The sequence below is a fragment of the Ruegeria sp. C10 genome (assembly GCF_056537805.1).
Genome location: NZ_JBQFSC010000001.1, coordinates 56683 through 75034, shown reverse-complemented (window position 1 = coordinate 75034; position 18352 = coordinate 56683). Strand labels below are relative to the sequence as shown.

Below are 18352 nucleotides of genomic sequence, written 5' to 3'. Positions count from 1 at the left end.
ACCTTGGAAGTCTGTTCTTGCAGAGACAAGTGTAACTGCTTTGGCCTGTAGGCTGATAGACGCCAAAATCAGCCTCTAACAAAGGTGTTGAATTCATTTGGACTTCCTATGCATCAATCCATGATGCCCATAGGACAGTGGCGGTAAACTCCGTGAACGTGTCGAAGATCTACAGCTGGCTCAATGATCATTCAGGACCACCGCACGCGTTCAAGTGTGCTGGTTCTTGGACAACTCTATCTGAAATTACGATCACCACATCTGCCCTTGGTAAACCAGGCCGAGTGACTCAGACTTTCTGAAACCGTATTCCAGGGCATTACGGTTGCCACATCGGGATCCTGCAGACCCGCCCCAGAGATTTGTTCAGCCCAGATGTGAAAATGCACCGCCAAAACAGCCGCTACAATTGGCATTGCGTATTGTGCCGGGGACATGGTCTGGGGTTGGCCCCAAGTTAGCTCGCCCTTTCCAGCATCGCTACGTCAATCCAACCAAACTTGGCCAGTTGATGAAGGATCAAACTGCTCCGATCACAAAAGCTCGGGTGTGAATTTTCACAGGCTGATCTCCGGTTTGCGGACGAGTCGTCTTGAGGAATTCAGCCATATGTACGAACCGGCATGTGCTCTGCCCCCGACGTGAACTGTCAAGAACAGAGACTATTTAACCGGATTTATTCAGTATGGGGCCTCCACATCATTCATCGAGACGTAGACTGTCTTCATCTCGCTGAAGTGGTTGATTGCCAGTTTCGAGTTCTCGCGACCGACGCCCGACATCTTAGATCCGCCGAACGGTGCCTCAACCGGGGCCAGGTTATAAGTGTTGATGTAACAAGTCCCCGCCTCAAAACCTGCCACGATGCGGTGGGCGCGGGTTAGGTCGTTGGTGAAGACGCCGGCGGCCAGACCGAATTCAGTGTCATTGGCACGGGCCAAAACCTCTTCTTCGGTGTCGAAGTCCAGCACCGACATCACCGGGCCGAAAATCTCTTCGCGCGCGATTGTCATATCGTCCTTAACATCGGCAAAAACCGTGGGCTGCATGTAGAAACCATCGCCTTGGACCCGTTCGCCGCCATAGATCAGCCGCGCGCCTTCAGCCTTACCCTTTTCGACATAGCCAAGCGCGATATTCATCTGGTTTTCGCTGACCATCGGGCCAAAGTTGACCTCTTCATCCATCGGGTCGCCGATTTTCGCCGTAGCGAGGCGTTCAGACAGGCGCTTAAGGAACGCTTCTTTGATTCCCTTTTGCACAAAAACTCGAGTGCCGTTGGAACAGACCTGTCCCGAGGAATAGAAATTTCCCAGAATGGCGCCTGACACGGCATTTTCGATGTCGGCATCGTCGAACACGATCATCGGGGACTTGCCACCCAATTCCATGGTGACATGTTTCATGCCATCGGCGGCAGCAGCGTACACCTTGCGGCCCGTTGGAACCGACCCTGTTAGCGAGACCTTGGCCACTCGGGGGTCGGTCACCAGGCTGGCGCCTACATCACCGTAGCCCTGAACAACGTTATAGACGCCTTTGGGTGCACCTGCCTCGATCAAAATCTCGGCTACTTGCAATGCCGACAGCGGAGTAGTCTCGGAAGGTTTGAAGATCATTGTGTTTCCGCACACCAACGCCGGGGCACCCTTCCAGCAAGCGATCTGCGTCGGGTAGTTCCATGCCCCAATGCCCACACAAACGCCCAGCGCCTCGCGGATGGTATAGACAAAATCCCCGTCTGCCAGAGGGATATGTTCGCCCGTCAGCGAGGCCGCCAGACCACCAAAATACTCCAGCGCATCCGCGCCGCTGGTAGCGTCGGCCACCAGCGTTTCCTGCAGAGGTTTGCCGGTATCATGGGTTTCGATGATCGATAAGTCACGATTGCGATCCCGCATGATGTCGGCCGCGCGTCTCAGCACACGGCCTCGCTCGGTGCCCGATAGGGCAGCCCAGGCCGCTTGGGCCGATTTTGCGCTATTCAGAGCCTTTTCAACAATCTCAGGCGTGGCGGAATGTAGCCGTGCGATGACCTCTCCGGTGGCGGGGTAGATAACGTCGATGGGCGCGCCATTGGTGTCCTCGACATACTCGCCATTGATGAAATGGCTGGCCTTAGGTTGAAACTTCATGCCGGTTCCCTCTGTGTTCAGAAATCTCTTTAGTCAAAGAGATCGCGTGCGTTGAGGATCGAATTATCGATTATTGACTGATCAGTCAATCAAGCTGCAAATTGGCAGGTTCTCGCCTAACCCAAAGGGTCTTCCCTTGAAACGAAAGGTTAATGTTCTATTTATGTTCTACATAGTCAGAGGATTACCCGATGGCCCAGAACATGCGAAATTCCGCCCTGAGCGGCCCGACAAACGACTATCACCTGCTGCCAGTTACCGATCGGCAGATGCGCTTTGCCCGCGCCATCGCGCAACAATCAGCGCTTGAGATTCCGGTCGAGGCGCAGCGTGACCGCAAATCCCTGTCGGACTGGATTTCAGCTCATACGCCGCATGATCCGTCGCCCTTTGCAAACTACCCAACAGGTAAGCAGGTTGCTTTTGCCGAACGTATCTCGCGCAGCAAGCGCCGCCCGATCCCGTCCGAATGTTTCCGCGACAAACAAATGATGTCGCGCTGGATCGATCATAATAAATAGATCGCTCTATTTGCCGTGGTTGCGCGCGTATAGCGCGACGGCGGCGGCCACAAACATGCCCAACAGGATGTAACCCGTCACAGCCTCGGCCACAGCCAGCCCACGGCAAAAGCCAGTTGGGGACATGTCCCCATATCCGACCGTTGTGAAGGTGACGTATGAAAAATACAGAATATCGGCTGGCCCTTCGGCGCCGATCACACAATGGTCGTTATATCCAAACGCGCCGTAGACGGCTGCGAACAGGAATGGCACGACCTGGATGAAGGACACCCCCATCAGGAACAACAACCTCCGGGGAGATTTCACCTGGGTCATGTAGTACCAGGACTGCGAGGCGATCCAGATCAGAAGGCCTACCGAAGAAAGAGTGCCAATGGTGTCGCCTGCAGTAGCTTCGTTCAGGCGCGACAGACCGTACCACGCAAGAAAGCTTGCCAAGACCAGCCCAAGCGCCGCCAGCAAAGTTGATTTCCATTCTTCCAGGGTTCTGGGTTCGTGGGTCATGAGCGCTCCGTCGGTTGGGCTTGCGCACAATCATCCGATTTCAAACGCAGCCTGCAAGCTGATTTCAGTCAGAGCCCAGATGTTCCTCGCCCCGCGCGCGGGCCAGCTGTATCTGCTTTTGCCGCTCGCGAAACCGCGCCTTGTCCTGTTCTGAAGTCTCATTGATACACCGATGGCAGGATACGCCATGCTCGTATTCAGGGCGTTTCACATCTTCGGGCAGGATCGGGCGACGGCAACCATGGCACAGCTTGTGTGGGCCTTCGACCAGACCATGACCAACTGAGACGCGGTTGTCGAAGACAAAACACTCACCCTGCCAAGTGCTGTCTTCGGGTGGCGTTTCTTCCAGATACCGCAGGATGCCACCTTTCAGGTGATAGACATCTTCGACCCCTTGCCCCAGCAGGTAGTTGGTGGATTTTTCGCACCGGATGCCACCGGTGCAGAACATCGCAACGCGTTTGTTGTGAAAGCGGTCCTTGTTATGTTCCCACCACGCCGGGAAATCGCGGAAACTGGCTGTGTTAGGGTCTATTGCACCCTCAAACGTGCCAATCGCCACCTCGTAATCGTTGCGAGTGTCGATCACCACCACATCATCCGAACGGATCAGCGCGTTCCAGTCCTCAGGCTCGACGTAATTCCCGACATTTGCGCGGGGATCGACATCGGGCTGGCCCATAGTCACGATCTCTTTCTTCAACCGCACCTTCATCTTGCCGAAGGGCGGGTGGTCCGAGGTCGCCTCTTTCCACTCAAGATCACTGCATCCTGGCAACGCACGGATATGCGCCAGAACCGCATCGATACCTGCGCGGGGTCCGGCGATGGTGCCATTGATCCCTTCTTGCGCCAACAGCAGGGTGCCTTTTACCGACTGCGCGCGGCAAAGCTCGTGCAAAGCCGGGCGCAGCGCATCGGGGTCGGAAAAACGCGTGAAATGATAGAGGGCAGCGATTGTGTACATGTGGGCGATCTAATGCCCTTGGCAAAAACACACAAGAGACCGGATTGACGATACCCGCTGCGCACCATACCGATAACACGACTTTAGGAGGCCAGCATGTCCCACGCCCTGCTCGTTATCGATGTTCAGAATGACTTCTGCCCAGGCGGCGCGCTTGCCGTAGCCGGAGGGGACGAGATCGTCGCACCGATCAATGCGATCATGGATACGTTCGATACGGTGATCCTGACACAGGATTGGCACCCGGCGGGGCATTCTTCATTCGCCAGTTCTCATACTGGCAAAGCGCCGTTCGAGATGATCGACATGCCTTATGGCCCTCAGGTCTTGTGGCCCGATCACTGTGTTCAGAGCAGCGCAGGCGCGAACTTCCATCCGGATTTGCGAACAGATGGCGATCTGATCATCCGCAAGGGATTTCGCAGCGCTATCGATAGCTATAGCGCGTTTTTCGAAAACGACCATTCCACGCCCACTGGTCTAAAAGGCTATCTTGAGACGCGCGGGATCACGCAGCTTACCATGGTCGGTTTGGCGACAGATTTCTGCGTGCATTATTCGGCGGTAGATGCGGCACAGCTGGGGTTTGATGTCACTGTCTTAAGCAACTTGTGCCGCGCCATTGATATGGACGGATCTTTGGCTGTCGCAGAACAGGCCATGCGCGCAGCGGGTGTGACACTGGCCTGAGGATCAAAGCGCGGCACCATGCTCGGCCAGCAGTTTCAGAAACACGAACAGGATCACGGCAAGACCTAACGCGAAACCGATACGCCCAGAAACCGTGCGACGCTTTGGTCGCACTGGTCTTGGGCGTGGCGCTTGCAATGGTCGCTCGGGCATTTTCCGGTTCACGGTCCCGGGCTTTGCGGTCCTGATATGGCCCAAGAAGTGATGGAAATCGAACTCACCACTATACTCTCCCTGGACACCCATATTCCGGATATTCGCAAAAAGCCGCTTTAGGATCAGGAGGCGATCTTCAGCGTCTTCTGGCCGAAAATAACCTCGGGCAAGATGCCCATCCGACTCGTCCAGGCTAAATCCTGATTCCAGAAATATTCTGCGAATCTTGGGCGATGCAGCGCGCACAGCGTCTGCCGTCTTGATATCCCTGAACCGCGCCCGCACCGGGGGCCGCCCAGTTATCGATGTTTGCCCATGCTCAGGATCAACCTCATCCGGAGCTATTGCAACAATGTCAAAATCGTACTCGAGACTCATTCACTAACTTCAACCTTCAGTTCCATCCCCACCCCTCACTAAAGCGTGAAGGAAACCCACAATAAGCCCGTAATGTGTTCTGTCGTGGGCATTGTTCCCAATTCCGCGACTCTTGCCATTTCGTGCTCCGATTGATCTAACAACGGAAATTGCAGGAGGTCCCCATGGTCGATATCGCGACGCGGGTCTACAATCATAAATGGAAGATTGACCCGATTATCCGGTCATTGATCGACACAGATTTCTACAAACTGCTGATGTGCCAGTCAGTGTTTCGAAATAAGCCCCAAACCGATGTGGTGTTTTCGCTGATCAACCGGTCGAATCACGTGCCATTGGCCCGTTTGATCGATGAAGGCGAGCTGCGCGAGCAGTTGGATCACATCCGCTCGCTAAGTCTGAGTCGTGGGGAAAGCACGTGGTTGCGGGGCAATACATTCTACGGCAAGCGTCAGATGTTCCGCCCGGATTTCATGGAATGGTTCGAGAACCTGCGCCTGCCCCCTTACCACCTGGAGCATAAGGGTGATCAGTATGAGCTGACCTTTGAGGGTAAGTGGCACGAGGTCATGCTATGGGAGATCCCGGCGCTGGCCGTACTGATGGAATTACGCTCACGCGCGGTTCTGAACGATATGCGCCGGTTCGAACTACAGGTGCTCTATGCCCGTGCAATGACACGCGTATGGGAAAAGATAGCCCAGCTTCGCACTATTGAGGGGCTTGGGATCGCGGATTTCGGCACGCGGCGGCGGCATTCCTTCCTTTGGCAGGACTGGTGTGTGCAGGCCATGATTGAAGGTTTGGGCTCGTCCTTTACCGGAACGTCCAACTGTCTGATCGCAATGCGACGCGAAGTTGAGGCTATTGGCACCAACGCACATGAACTACCTATGGTGTATTCTGCGCTCGCCGAAGACGACGCCGCGCTTGCGCAGGCGCCCTATGACGTCCTTAGCGACTGGCACGAGGAACATGATGGAAATCTGCGCATCATTCTGCCCGACACGTATGGCACCAAAGGGTTTCTGGACCGCGCGCCTGACTGGCTGGCAGGCTGGACCGGCATTCGCGTTGACAGCGGCGACCCCGCAACCGGCGCAAAAATCGCAATAGACTGGTGGAAATCACGCGGCGAAGACCCGACGCAGAAGCGGGTTATTTTCTCGGACGGGTTAGATGTGGACAAGATACGCGAATTGCACGCTCAGTTCGCGGATCAAACCAATGTCTCGTTCGGCTGGGGTACGTTGCTGACCAATGACTTCCGCGAACTTGTACCGAATGACGCATTGGCTCCCTTTTCGCTAGTCTGCAAGGCGGTCTCGGCCAATGGCTACCCGACGGTCAAACTATCTGACAACCCGGAAAAGGCGATGGGACCCGCCGAGCAGATTGAGCGGTACAAGCGCGTCTTTGGCGTTGGAGCGCAGGAGCCGATCGAAGTGATCGTTTAGCCGTGGTAGGCCGCAACCGTCTTGAGCTGCGAGAACCCATAAAGCGCCTCGAACCCTTTTTCGCGGCCATGGCCGGATTTTCCAACGCCGCCAAAAGGCAGCTCGACACCTCCGCCCGCGCCGTAGTTGTTAATGAACACCTGCCCCGAACGCAAACCCTTAGCCAGCCGCATCTGACGCCCACCATCTCGGGTCCAGACGCTAGCAACAAGGCCATATTCGGTGCTATTTGCTATGGTTAGAGCCTGTTCTTCGGTGTCAAACGGGATCAGAACCTGTACGGGGCCAAAGATCTCATCCCGCGCCAAGGCATGATCGGGCGGCACATCCGAGAACAGTGTGGGCCTGACATATGCGCCGGATTCGGGTGCGCCAGCCGCAATCTGGCCCTCGGCGGCAATCGCCAAGTCCGAGCCTTGGTGAAGGAAACCGGTCACGATTTCTTTTTGCCGTGTTGAGATCAGCGGACCGACGCGCAAATCCCGGATCGCCGGACCAACGGTGAGTTCTTGATAGGCAGTCGCCATACGGGATTTCACCGCATCATAAACACCGCGCTGCACCAGAATGCGCGAAGAGGCCGAGCAGGTCTGGCCCGCATTCTGTATACCCGCATTCACCAGATACGGCAGCGCGGCATCCAGATCGGCGTCATCGAAAACCAGTTGCGGCGACTTGCCGCCCAGTTCCAGTGTCACCGGAACAACGTTTCGACCCGCCGCCTGCTGAACCAACGCGCCAGTCGCGACCGAACCGGTGAATGAGATGTGATCCACACCCGGGTGTGCCGACAGGGCCGCGCCCGCCTCAGCCCCCAGGCCGGGCACCACATTCAGGGCACCAAGCGGAAGGCCCGCCTGTATCGCCAGATGCGCGAAGGCCAGTGCGGTCAGGCAGGCCTCTTCCGCCGGTTTCAGAACACAGGCGTTACCCATTGCCAGCGCCGCCCCGACAGAACGGCCAATGATCTGCATCGGATAATTCCACGGCACGATGTGGCCGGTCACACCGTGCGGCTCGCGCAACGTGTAGACGGTATAGCCATCCAGATAGGGAATGGTCTCGCCCATCACTTTATCCGCAGCACCACCATAAAATTCGCAATACCGCGCCAATGCTACCGCATCTGCCCGCGCTTGGGTCAGCGGTTTGCCGACATCCATCGCCTCTAGCTGTGCCAGTTCATCCACTCGGTCCAGAACCAGTTGCCCCAGTCGGGTGAGAATACGCCCTCGCTCCAGGGCCGTCATGCGACCCCAATCGCCATCGCACGCGGATCGGGCGGCCCGCACTGCAGCGTCGATATCGGTTTCGCCACCTCGAGCGATCTGGCAAATTTCGGAACCGTCCGAGGGATTCACCAGCGGCAAGGTTTGACCTGACGCGGGCATTTTCCATTCTCCGCCGATCAGGCAAAGGTTGGGATCGAACCAGAGGGGGTTAGTCATCGGAAGCTCCAATATCAGGCTCTATACAAGGGTTTTTCATGCAGCGCCTCGTCCAGTCTCCGGCAATTTCGGTGCCGCATTGATCAGAGTTCTTGTGTAAGGATGCTGAGGCTCTGTGAAGACTTGCTCGGTTTCACCCTGTTCCACAATCTTGCCGGCCTGCATCACCAACACACGGTCGGTGATGGTTCGAACCACGCTCAGGTCATGGCTGATGAACAGGTAAGTCAGATCGTAAGCCGCACAAAGCTCGGCCAGCAGGTCGAGAATTTGGGCGCGGACCGAGACATCCAGCGCCGAGACAGCCTCATCAAACAGGATCAACTCGGATCGAATAATCAGAGCGCGCGCAATAGCGATACGTTGCCGCTGCCCACCCGAGAATTCGTGAATGTAGCGGCCCGCATCATCGGGGCTTAGGCCAACGGCGGTAAGCATCTCAGCGACGCGATCCTGCCGTTCAGAACCGGTTGGCGGGGTGTCCAGCAAATGAAATGGCTCGGTGATCAGGCGCGCGACCCGGTGGCGAGGATTGAAGCTGCCATAAGGGTCCTGAAACACCACCTGCATCTTGCGTCGCACTGCCAGATTGGGTTTGTGGCCGGTGAAAACAGGCTGACCATCAAGGGAAATGCGGCCTTGCTGCACCTCCTCCAAGCCCAAAATAGCTCGTGTTAGGGTCGATTTTCCACAACCGGACTCTCCTACCAGCCCTAAACGCTCCCCCCGATTCAGGGTAAAGCTGACATGATCGACGGCCCGATGATGACCGGGCGTGGCAAACAGGCGCGTTCGGGGCAGACGGTAGTCCCGCACCACGTTCTCGACCTCAAGCAACGCTCGCGGTGCAGGAGAGGTCGGCAGGTTGACTTGATGCCCCGAAGCTTCGAACAGCATACGGGTGTAAGGGTGCTGCATATGGCGCAGGAGATGATCTGTTGCGCCCGTTTCAACAACCTCCCCATGCCGCATGACCACAATCTGATCCGCCATGTCTGCAACCACCGCCAAATCATGCGTGATCATCAGCAGACCCATGCCATACTCCGACACGAGCCCTTTTAGCAGATCAAGGATTTGCGCCTGCGTGGTCACATCAAGCGCCGTTGTCGGCTCATCCGCGATCAACAGTCGGGGGCGCAGTGCAATCGCCATGGCGATCACCACTCGCTGGCGCTGACCGCCTGACAGTTCGTGAGGATAACGCTTCAACGGAAACCTGTCGGTTGGCAATCCAACCCGGGCCAGAACCTCTTCGGCCCGAGCGCGCGCTTTGGCCGGGGGCATGGCCTTGTGGATCAGGATAGTCTCCATAACTTGATCGCCGATGGTCTTCACCGGGTTCAGGGCAGTCATCGGCTCTTGGAAAACCATTCCGATCGCAGCGCCCCGCAGCGCACAAATCTCGGCCTCAGACCGGTTCAGCAGGTTCTGGCCCTCTAACTCTAGCACCCCATCTACTTCGGCATCGTTTGGCAGCAACTGCATCACGGCAAAGGCTGTCATTGATTTGCCCGAACCGCTTTCTCCGGTCACAGCCACGATCTGCCCAGGGGCAATCGACAGGTTAATCTTCTTTAAAATCGGCGTGCCGTGGATAGCCAACGAGAGGTCCTTGATTTGCAAAAGACTCATGCGCGGGCCACCCGTATCCGAGGGTCCAACCAATCGCGCAAGCCATCTCCCAGAAGGTTCAGGCCCAGAACCGTCACGATGATGGCTAGACCCGGAATCAGAGCCAAATGCGGGGCAAAACTAACCATCGTCTGCGCATCGGCCAGCATTCTGCCCCAGCTTGGCGTAGGCGGTTGCGCACCAAGACCGACATAGGACAGCCCGGCCTCGGCCAGAATGCCAAGTGAGAACTGGATTGTTCCCTGAACAATCAGCAGATTGGCGACATTGGGCAGGATATGTTCAGCCGATATCCGTGCCGCGCCTTTGCCTGACACGCGGGCGGCAAGGATAAACTCGCGCTCCCAAAGAGACAAAGCTGCGCCTCGGGTGATGCGGGCAAAAACGGGGATGTTGAAGATACCGATGGCGATGATCGCGTTAATTGCCCCGGCACCAAAGACGGCGGTGATCAGAATGGCGATGACGAGAGAGGGGAATGCAAAGACCAGATCATTGCCGCGCATGATGAATTCATCTAGCCACGATCCACTGCGCGCAGCGGCGGCCAGACCCAAGGGAACGCCCAGCGCCATGCCAATCCCGACCGCGACCAGCGCCACCGCAATCGAGGTGCGCGCACCAACCATGATCATCGAGAACATGTCGCGTCCGAAATGATCGGTACCGAACCAGTGCTGAGCGCTGGGTGGCTCCAGCTTGGCGGGAATGTTCAGCGCGGCGTGGTCGTATGGGGTCCAGACAAAGGACACCAGCGCTGCCAGCACCACCAGTGAGGACAGCGTCGCGCCAAGGATCAGGTTGCGGCTCATGTCCTGCTCCTCAGCCTTGGATCGACTGCGGCATAGGCCAGATCGACAAAAAAGTTCACCATGATGACGGCAAAGACCAGCAGCATAACGACCGATTCCACGACAATCAGATCGCGCGCCGATATGGCCTGAAAAACCAGCCGCCCGAGGCCAGGTAGATAAAACACCTGTTCGATGATGATCGAACCCGCCAGCAGGAAGGAAAATTGGAGTCCAATGATCGTCAGTACCGGGATCAGAGCATTCCGCACTCCGTGTCGCCAAAGCGCCTGCCGACGCGAAAGGCCCTTGGCACGTGCGGTGCGCATAAAATCCTCGGCCAGAATATCCAACAGAGCCGAGCGCATAACCCGCGCAAGGATCGCCGCTTGCGGCAGGGCCAATGCAATGGCTGGAAGGGTCAGCGAATGTAGACCGGTCCAAATGCCGTTCTCCCAACCCGCGAAACCGCCGGCATTGAACCAGCGCAAGTTGATGGCAAAGACCAGCACCAGCATCATCGCGAACCAGAAATTCGGCACCGCGATACCAAGCTGAGTCGCACCCATCACGGTCAGATCACCCGGTTTGCCGCGCCGTGAGGCTGCGTAGATACCGGCGGGGAAAGCAATCAGCGTGGACAGGGTCAGCGCGTACAAAGCTAGCGGCAATGACACCCACAATCGATCTGCGATCATCTGCGACACGGGTGTGCGATAGGTGTAGGACGTACCAAAATCCCCAACCAGCATCCCGCCGACCCAGTTGAAGTACCGCTCGATCTTCGAGACATCGAGGCCCAGTTCAGCTCTCAGCGCAGTCAATGTATCGGCCTGCGCGTTCACGCCCAGCATGAACGACGCCGGATCGCCGGGCGCGACCTCGATCACTGCAAAGATGACAACCGAGGCGACGGCCAGGCTCAGGATCAGCGACAGCAGACGTTTGAGGGCGTAGCGGAGCATTTGGAAACGTTAGGGTCACATCCCGTGTGGGTCCAGCGCCTAAGGCACGAGAAGATAGACAAAAGAAACCCGCCAAACCAGATTCCTTGTGGGTTTCATGGTGCAACAGTTCGCGCCGGGGCGCTGGCCATCGCCCCGGTCCAACTCTGTTCTTCTATTCGGACCAACTGATCCCGGTCAGATCGATCGCTGCCGTGGGTGCGTTTTCCCATAGCCCCTCAACACCGGCCTTGGCCACGCCAAGTTTGGCAAGTTGAAACAGGTACCCGTTGACGTAATCGGTCGAAATCAAGCGCTGTGCCTCACCCAGCAAACGTGTGCGCTCATCAGGGTCCGTGGTCGAATTCAGCGTGTCCATCAATGCCTGAAAGTCGGTGCTGTCATATTGGAAGTAATAGTCGGGCCGGGAATAAATACCGATATCCATCGGCTCGGTATGGCTGACGATGGTCAGGCCAAACTCCTTGCCCTTGAACACGCTTTCCAGCCACTGCGCCCATTCCACATTGATGATCTCGGCGGTGATGCCAATATCGGCCAGTTGCGCAGCGATGATTTCACCCCCGCGTCGGGCGTAGGAAGGCGGCGGCAAGTGCAGCGTGGTCTCGAACCCATCGGGATACCCGGCCTCGGCCAGCAGCGCCTTGGCTTTTTCCGGGTCATAGGCCGAATTGCCGGTCAGATCGACGTAAGCCGGGTTATGCGGAGCAAAATGCGTACCGATGGGTGTGCCATAGCCGAACATAGCCCCATCAATGATGGCCTGCCTGTCAATCGCGTGGGCCAATGCCTGTCGGACCAATATGTCATCAAACGGGGCTTGTTTGTTGTTGGTCGACAGAATGGTTTCCCCCTCGGTCGAGCCGACAAGAACCTGAAAGCGCGGATCAGCCTCGAATTGCGGCAGATTCTCGGGTGCGGGGAAGTTGTCGAACACGTCTACATCCTCGGCCATCATGGCGGCAAAGGCGGCGGTCGGATCCGAGATGAACTTAAACGTTGCGGTCTCTAGCGCAGGCTGTTCGCCCCAATAGTCGGGGTTGCGATTCAGGATGATGCTGTCACCCTGCAGCCAGTCAGAGAAGGTGAAGGCCCCCGTGCCAACCGGATTGGTCTTGATATTCTCGATGCTTTCGGGCGCAACGATCACCGCGTCACCCCAGGCGAGATTGAAAAGGAAGTTCCCGTTTGGCTCATTCAACGTCACCTGAACGGTCAGGGGGTCCACCACCTCGACACTTTTAATGCCCGCAAACAAAGCCTTCTGCGCGTTGGCGCTGTCTTCTGCCGTGGCGCGATCAAGGGTGAACTTGACGTCCTCGGCATCCATCGTTGTGCCATCGTGAAATGTCACACCGTCGCGCAGCTTGAATGTGTAAACAGTACCGTCATCCGAGATTTCCCAGCTTTCGGCCAGCCCCGGCACCACCGAGCCATCCCCCATGAACCGGGTCAGGCCTTCGAAGATATTGGTGTAGACAACCGAATCGATAGCCTGCGCCGCAGCGCTGGTCGGGTCCAGATGCGGTGGCTCAAGCTGCATGGCGATGGTGATGTCAGATTTGGCCATGGCCTGCGTGGCAAACAGGCCCGCGCCAAGGACTAGGGCCGACGCGAACGAGCGAAAGCGCTGCTTTGTCATGAAAATCTCTCCCCACTGAAATTGGCTAGCCCTGCTTTTTTCGGGCCGATCTGCGACCAATGTCCTCGCAAACCCGAGGTCAATCAAGGAATTGTTGGCGCAACCGGGGTTTCTTTGCGCCTGCCGCATCTGCTATGCCGCGCTGCAACATGAACCCTGCGAGGAGCGAGCATGAGCGCCACCGCCCGCAAGAAAGCCCCGAACGCCGAGGATATCCGCGCCCGGAAAGGTACTGATCCTCTGGTCTCGTTGACCGCCTACACAACACCGATGGCGCAGTTGATGGATGCGCATTGTGACTTCGTTCTGGTCGGTGACAGCGTCGGCATGGTGTTGCACGGGTTGACGTCGACCCTTGGTGTGACGATGGAGATGATGATCATGCACGGCCAGGCCGTTGCCCGTGGTCTGGACAAGGCAATGATGGTGATCGACATGCCTTTCGCCAGCTACGAGCATGACCCGGCTCAGGCATTCCGCAACGCAGCCCGGCTGATGTCGGAAACAGGAGCTGGGGCGGTTAAGCTGGAAGGTGGCGTCGAGATGGCTGAAACCATCCGGTTTCTGGTCAAACGTGGGATCCCGGTGATGGCACATATTGGCCTGACACCGCAGTCGATAAACACTTTGGGTGGCTATAAGGTACAAGGGCGCGACGAACAGGCCGATGCCGTATTGGCCGACGCCTGGGCCGTCGCCGAAGCAGGCGCGTTTTCGGTCGTGTTAGAGAAAGTTCCGCAGGGTTTGGCCAACCGGATTACCGCTGAGATTGCGATCCCCACAATCGGCATTGGTGCCTCGGCCGGGTGCGACGGGCAAATTCTGGTGGTGGACGATATGCTTGGCTTTTTCACCGCCTTCAAACCGAAATTCGTCAAACGCTATGCTGATCTTGGCCCGTTGGCCGAAGCCGCCATTGCTGAATACGCAGCCGAGGTTCGTGCGCGAAGCTTCCCGGCAGACGAACATGTCTTTGCCGATGCCGTACCCGTCAAAGGACCCAAGTCATGACCGCGCCTATTCTGCGTCGACTGGCAGACTTGCGCGCTCTGACCCGTGATTGGCATCTGAATGGTGAGGTGATCGGAGTTGTCCCCACCATGGGTGCGCTGCACCAGGGGCATCTGTCGCTGGCCGAAGCTGCGAAGACGGCTTGCGACCGGGTGATCGTGACGATCTTTGTAAACCCCAAGCAGTTCAACAACCCCGAGGACCTCGCCAACTATCCGCGCACCGAACGGGAAGACGCGAAAAAGCTCGCGCCTTACAACGTCGATGCGATATACGTGCCCGACCCGGATGAGATTTACCCTGATGGCTTCGCCACCACAGTCTCGGTCTCGGGTCTGACCGACACGATGGAGGGAGAATTCCGCCCGGGTCATTTCGATGGTGTGGCAACCGTTGTCGCCAAGCTGTTCCTGCAAACGCAAGCGGATCGAGCCTATTTCGGGGAAAAAGACTATCAGCAGCTTATGATCGTCCGCCGGATGGCCCGCGACCTCGATATCCCGATCGAGGTGATTGGGTGCCCCACGGTGCGTGAACCTTCGGGCCTCGCAATGTCTTCGCGCAATCAAAGGCTATCCGAGGATAGTCTGGCCATCGCAGCCGAAAAACATCGCATCATGCGTGCAGTCGTTCAGGCGCTGGAAAACGGCGAAGAATTTGAAACTTTGGCTTCTCAGGCACAGGCCGATCTTTTGGCCGCCGGTTTCAACGAAGTGGAGTATCTGCAACTACGCTGCGCTGAAACGCTGGAGCCTATGACCCATGCCAAACGACCCGCACGACTGTTTGCGGCAGCCTTGGTCGACGGCGTGCGGCTGATCGACAATCTACCGGTGTCTCCGGTCTGATTTCCCCTCTGGCACGTTTGGTTGTGTTTGCGCTAAAGTCCTGCAAAACCAAAGCGGGAGGGGCGCAGGAATGACCTATATTCTGGCAATCGATCAGGGCACCACATCGTCTCGTGCAATCCTGTTCGACGCGCAAATGCAGCGCGTCGGCACTGCGCAGCACGAGTTTACACAGCATTTCCCACAGGAAGGCTGGGTTGAGCATGATGCCGAGGAGATATGGGACAGCGTTCTGACGGTTTGCCGTGAAGTGATGCAAACGACAGGTGTATCCGCAGCACAGATCGCTGGTATCGGGATTACCAACCAACGCGAAACCACTGTCATCTGGGATCGCGCCACTGGGGCCCCCATTCACAACGCAATCGTCTGGCAGGACCGTCGCACCGCTGAGATTTGCGAGCGTCTTCGCAAAGCGGGATGCGAGGATGACGTAACTGCCCAGACCGGTCTGCTGCTAGATCCTTATTTTTCAGGCACCAAGGTCAAATGGTTGCTTGATACCGTCCCCGGCGCACGCGACCGTGCCGCCGCCGGAGAGCTGCTGTTTGGCACAATCGATACCTTCCTGATCTGGCGACTGACAGAAGGGCGCGTGCACGCCACCGACGCCACCAATGCGGCCCGCACATTGCTATTCGATATTCACAAAGGGGAATGGAGTACCGAGATCTGCGACTTGCTGGACATCCCCCAAGCTTTGTTGCCCGACGTGCGCGATTGCGCCGCAGACTTCGGATCGACCTCACTGTTTGGCGGTAACATTCCAATTCTCGGCGTGGCGGGGGATCAGCAAGCTGCCACCATCGGACAGGCCTGTTTCCAGCCGGGCATGATGAAATCCACCTATGGCACGGGCTGTTTCGCACTACTCAACACCGGTACGCAGCCAGTTGAATCGAAAAACCGGCTGCTAACGACAATTGCCTATCAGTTGGACGGGCAGAAAACCTATGCGCTTGAAGGCTCGATTTTCATTGCCGGTGCAGCGGTGCAATGGCTGCGCGATGCGTTGCAAATCATCGAAACCGCGCCACAAAGCGGTGAACTAGCCGCCAAAGCTGATCCAAACCAGCACGTTGTTCTCGTCCCTGCCTTTACTGGGCTGGGCGCGCCTTATTGGAAACCCGATTGCCGGGGCGCAATCTTTGGCCTGACTCGCAATTCAGGCCGCGCCGAAATCACGCGCGCCACGCTGGAAAGCATCGCGTTCCAGACCCGCGACCTGTGGCACGCAATGCAGGGCGATTGGGGCGCAGAGACTGACGTGATCCTGCGCGTCGACGGCGGAATGAGCGCCTCGGACTGGGCCATGCAGGGGCTTTCCGACATTCTGGGCGCCCCGGTCGACCGCCCGGTGATGCAGGAAACCACCGCGCTTGGTGCCGCATGGCTGGCGGGCATGAAAGCGGGTGTCTACCCGGATCAGGCCGGATTCGCCGAAACCTGGGATCTGGACCGGCGGTTTGAGCCTGCAAAACCCGTTGCTGACCGAGACGCGGCCTATGCGCGCTGGCAACGCGCGGTTCAGGCGGCCATGGCGTTCTAACTGTGGTCCTTCATCAAGCGCTGTTTCTGCCGTGACCAGTCGCGCTTGGCCTGCGTTTCGCGCTTGTCGTGCAGCTTCTTACCTTTGGCGATGCCGATCTTCAGCTTCGCCCGACCCTTGTGATTAAAGTAAAGCACCAGCGGCACCAGCGTCATGCCTTTGCGTTGGGTCGCGTTCCACAGGTTCGACAGTTCCTTGCGTGACACCAGCAGTTTACGGCGGCGGCGTTCTTCATGTTTGAAGACCTTGGCCTGCTCATAGGGCGCGATATAGCTGTTGATCAGCCATAGCTCTCCGTCATCAACCGACGCATAGCTTTCAGCAATGTTCGACCCACCGGCACGCAGGGATTTGACCTCGGACCCTTCCAGGACAATACCGCATTCGAGATCGTCTTCGATCGCATAATCGAAGCGCGCACGCCGGTTTTCGGCGATCACTTTGTAATTCGGGTCAGTGTTCTGCTTCTGCTTGGCCATGACGCGTTGATGTATGCCGCTTGCGTCCGCCTTGCAAGGCAGGGTTATGAATTGGCCGAGATTATCAGGTCAGGTCCAAATATCGTGTCAGCGTGATTGTGCAGATAAATCTTGAGCCACGGGGTAAAACGGTCGGGGTGCCGCTTCACCTCGGCCAGCAGATCGTGGTAATCGACCCAGCGGATATCCATCACTTCTTCCGGGTTAGGCTCGATTTTCAAGGCTCCACGCACATGGGCCAGAAAGACGTCGACCACCTCGTTCTCGACCATTCCGTTGCCGACATCGGCGTGATACTCCAATCGATGCCGGTATTCGGGGTAAAGTCCGGTGATGCCCAATTCTTCGCGCAGGCGCCGGACGGCACAATGCGAAGCGCTTTCGTCCCAATCCGGATGCGTACAACAGGTATTCGCCCATAGACCCGGCGTGTGGTATTTGCCCATCGCCCGGCGTTGCAGCAATATCTCGGTCCCGCGCACGGCAAACACGGACACAGCCTTGTGTCGCAGCCCCTTTTCATGCGCCTCCAGCTTGTCGACGGGTGTCAGTTCGCCCTCAACCCAAGCCGGGATCAAGATTCCCATCTGTCGTCTCCTGTTGGCGATCTCCGGTGCACATGGCCTTACCGGTTTTCCCCAAAGTGGCGCTGATTACAATGTCAATCAATCGCACGAAAGGCCGCAGGGGCTGCGGCATTTCGAAGTTCGTCTGTAAACCTGTTGGCGGAGTTACTCTCCCGAAACGCTCACGATATAGGCGTAAACGTCTTCGGCGCCTTTCTTCAGCTTGAAGGTCATTTTCGACTTGGCCGAGGTTTCCCCCAAATAGTCTTTCAAGAATGCTTTGGGGTCTTGGGCGTAGGCCACGAAAGTCTCTTCATCCCAGACCAGCCCATTTTCGCCCGCGGCCACGATGCTATCGCCGTATCTGAAGCCTTCTTCAGTGCCGGCGGTGCGGCCTGCGATTCCGTACAGGTTCGGACCCGTCTTACCGCCCTTAACGATAACTTCACCCGCAGGGTCAGCAATCATGTGACAGGATTTACATTTATTGAAGGTCTTCTTACCCGCTTCGGCATCACCTTCTGCATAGACAGGAAGGGCCAGCAGACCGGCAATTGCGGTGGCAAGGATACGATTCATAGCTTTTGCTCCGATATGAATTGGC

General features: G+C 57.2%; 18 protein-coding genes. 6 read left to right on the top strand and 12 right to left on the bottom strand.

Features of this window, described 5'->3' with window-relative positions; all coding sequences use genetic code 11:
• Positions 1-680 precede the first annotated feature (680 nt).
• Positions 681-2135 carry a betaine-aldehyde dehydrogenase gene (gene betB / locus ACR0DE_RS00340; RefSeq protein WP_480751018.1) on the bottom strand — a complete coding sequence of 485 codons (1455 nt, stop codon included), beginning with the start codon at positions 2133-2135 and terminating at the stop codon, positions 681-683.
• A 191-nt stretch (positions 2136-2326) separates the two neighbouring features.
• Between betB and ACR0DE_RS00335 the strand changes: the two genes are divergently transcribed.
• Complete coding sequence (locus ACR0DE_RS00335; protein WP_170598300.1) at positions 2327-2656, top strand: hypothetical protein; 330 nt, start codon at positions 2327-2329, stop codon at positions 2654-2656.
• A 6-nt stretch (positions 2657-2662) separates the two neighbouring features.
• On the opposite strand, the gene ACR0DE_RS00330 is transcribed toward ACR0DE_RS00335, so the two are convergent.
• Both ACR0DE_RS00330 and trhO read right to left on the bottom strand, forming a co-directional pair.
• Positions 2663-3163: a potassium channel family protein gene (locus tag ACR0DE_RS00330; protein WP_170394876.1), complete on the bottom strand. Its 501-nt coding sequence runs from the start codon at positions 3161-3163 to the stop codon at positions 2663-2665.
• 64 nt (positions 3164-3227) lie between these two features.
• A complete protein-coding gene (gene trhO / locus ACR0DE_RS00325) occupies positions 3228-4133 on the bottom strand; it encodes an oxygen-dependent tRNA uridine(34) hydroxylase TrhO (RefSeq protein ID WP_170737172.1) in 906 nt (301 codons plus the stop codon).
• A gap of 96 nt (positions 4134-4229) precedes the next feature.
• Between trhO and pncA the strand changes: the two genes are divergently transcribed.
• A complete protein-coding gene (gene pncA / locus ACR0DE_RS00320; RefSeq protein WP_170408552.1) occupies positions 4230-4823 on the top strand; it encodes a bifunctional nicotinamidase/pyrazinamidase in 594 nt (197 codons plus the stop codon).
• Between the two features lie 3 nt (positions 4824-4826).
• Here pncA and ACR0DE_RS00315 read toward each other — a convergent pair whose 3' ends face one another.
• Complete coding sequence (locus ACR0DE_RS00315) at positions 4827-5357, bottom strand: hypothetical protein (protein ID WP_480751013.1); 531 nt, start codon at positions 5355-5357, stop codon at positions 4827-4829.
• 164 nt (positions 5358-5521) lie between these two features.
• Here ACR0DE_RS00315 and pncB point away from each other — a divergent pair, with 164 nt between their 5' ends.
• On the top strand, positions 5522-6814 hold the full coding sequence (gene pncB / locus ACR0DE_RS00310; protein ID WP_170733937.1) for a nicotinate phosphoribosyltransferase: 1293 nt from the start codon (positions 5522-5524) through the stop codon (positions 6812-6814).
• Here the strand turns inward: pncB and ACR0DE_RS00305 are convergent.
• The 5 genes from ACR0DE_RS00305 to ACR0DE_RS00285 all read right to left on the bottom strand — a co-directional run bounded on the left by ACR0DE_RS00305 (position 6811) and on the right by ACR0DE_RS00285 (position 13295).
• On the bottom strand, positions 6811-8262 hold the full coding sequence (locus tag ACR0DE_RS00305) for an aldehyde dehydrogenase family protein (protein ID WP_170733938.1): 1452 nt from the start codon (positions 8260-8262) through the stop codon (positions 6811-6813). The two genes, pncB and ACR0DE_RS00305, sit on opposite strands and share 4 nt — an antisense overlap.
• A 36-nt stretch (positions 8263-8298) precedes the next feature.
• Positions 8299-9897, bottom strand: coding sequence for a dipeptide ABC transporter ATP-binding protein (locus ACR0DE_RS00300; protein ID WP_170733939.1), 1599 nt, complete (start codon positions 9895-9897; stop codon positions 8299-8301).
• Positions 9894-10709 carry an ABC transporter permease gene (locus ACR0DE_RS00295; RefSeq protein ID WP_170648868.1) on the bottom strand — a complete coding sequence of 272 codons (816 nt, stop codon included), beginning with the start codon at positions 10707-10709 and terminating at the stop codon, positions 9894-9896. Before ACR0DE_RS00295 ends, ACR0DE_RS00300 begins: the two co-directional genes overlap by 4 nt.
• Positions 10706-11653 (bottom strand): ABC transporter permease, encoded by a 948-nt coding sequence (locus tag ACR0DE_RS00290; RefSeq protein ID WP_170426057.1) that lies wholly within the window; start codon positions 11651-11653, stop codon positions 10706-10708. The genes ACR0DE_RS00295 and ACR0DE_RS00290 overlap by 4 nt, the downstream gene beginning before the upstream one ends.
• Before the next feature lie 154 nt (positions 11654-11807).
• On the bottom strand, positions 11808-13295 hold the full coding sequence (locus tag ACR0DE_RS00285; protein ID WP_480751009.1) for an ABC transporter substrate-binding protein: 1488 nt from the start codon (positions 13293-13295) through the stop codon (positions 11808-11810).
• A gap of 171 nt (positions 13296-13466) precedes the next feature.
• Here ACR0DE_RS00285 and panB point away from each other — a divergent pair, with 171 nt between their 5' ends.
• The 3 genes from panB to glpK all read left to right on the top strand — a co-directional run bounded on the left by panB (position 13467) and on the right by glpK (position 16703).
• Complete coding sequence (gene panB, locus ACR0DE_RS00280; RefSeq protein ID WP_480751007.1) at positions 13467-14306, top strand: 3-methyl-2-oxobutanoate hydroxymethyltransferase; 840 nt, start codon at positions 13467-13469, stop codon at positions 14304-14306.
• On the top strand, positions 14303-15154 hold the full coding sequence (panC, locus tag ACR0DE_RS00275) for a pantoate--beta-alanine ligase (RefSeq protein WP_480751004.1): 852 nt from the start codon (positions 14303-14305) through the stop codon (positions 15152-15154). Before panB ends, panC begins: the two co-directional genes overlap by 4 nt.
• 70 nt (positions 15155-15224) lie before the next feature.
• Positions 15225-16703 carry a glycerol kinase GlpK gene (gene glpK, locus ACR0DE_RS00270; RefSeq protein ID WP_480751002.1) on the top strand — a complete coding sequence of 493 codons (1479 nt, stop codon included), beginning with the start codon at positions 15225-15227 and terminating at the stop codon, positions 16701-16703.
• Here glpK and smpB read toward each other — a convergent pair.
• The 3 genes from smpB to ACR0DE_RS00255 all read right to left on the bottom strand — a co-directional run bounded on the left by smpB (position 16700) and on the right by ACR0DE_RS00255 (position 18327).
• Entirely contained in the window at positions 16700-17182 is a 483-nt protein-coding gene (gene smpB, locus ACR0DE_RS00265) for an SsrA-binding protein SmpB (protein WP_170394914.1), read from the bottom strand. The two genes, glpK and smpB, sit on opposite strands and share 4 nt — an antisense overlap.
• A gap of 44 nt (positions 17183-17226) precedes the next feature.
• Positions 17227-17769 (bottom strand): isopentenyl-diphosphate Delta-isomerase, encoded by a 543-nt coding sequence (gene idi, locus ACR0DE_RS00260; protein WP_170394917.1) that lies wholly within the window; start codon positions 17767-17769, stop codon positions 17227-17229.
• Positions 17770-17913: 144 nt separating this feature from the next.
• Entirely contained in the window at positions 17914-18327 is a 414-nt protein-coding gene (locus ACR0DE_RS00255; RefSeq protein WP_170394920.1) for a c-type cytochrome, read from the bottom strand.
• Positions 18328-18352: the final 25 nt, after the last annotated feature.